Annotated in this window: 1 protein-coding gene; it reads left to right on the top strand. The window is 47.5% G+C overall.

Annotation, left to right across the window (positions count from 1 at the left end):
• Nucleotides 1-528 (top strand): peptidylprolyl isomerase (locus GY843_RS02100; protein WP_297306066.1); only part of this gene is annotated, 528 nt, incomplete at both ends.

Below are 528 nucleotides of genomic sequence, written 5' to 3'. Positions count from 1 at the left end.
TTTGATTGCTGAGGGACGAGACTACAATGCAGCACGCGAGCAGATCCGCGATGAGATGCTACTCAACAGCGTGCAGCAGAATATGGTAAACCGCCGTATCCGCGTATCTGAACAGGAACTGGAAAACTTCCTTAACTCTGTAGATGGTAAAAGTCAGATCTCTGCTGAATACTCTCTGGGCCATATCCTCATCGCAATTCCGTCCCAGGCCTCCCCTGAAATTATTCAGAAGGCAGAACGTAAAGCGAATGATGTTTATAAAAAACTACAAAACGGCGCAGACTTTGCCGAGACAGCTGTAGAATTCTCTAACGCCCCAAATGCTTTGAAAGGAGGCGACCTGGGCTGGCGTAAAGCGACAGAATTGCCAGAAGCACTTGGTGATGCGGTACGCAAACTTGATATTGGCGCTTTCAACAAACCTGTTCGCTCTCCAGGCGGTTTCCACATACTACTGCTCAAAGATAAACGAGGCGGAGAAGTTCAACTGGTTGAACAACGCCTTGTAAGCCATATTCTGATTAAACC

Origin of the sequence: Neptuniibacter sp., assembly GCF_024231755.1 — a bacterium.
Classification (GTDB): Bacteria; Pseudomonadota; Gammaproteobacteria; order Pseudomonadales; family Balneatricaceae; genus Neptuniibacter.
The sequence above is the reverse complement of the archived record's forward strand: the minus strand, read 5'-3'. Positions and strand labels throughout refer to the sequence as shown.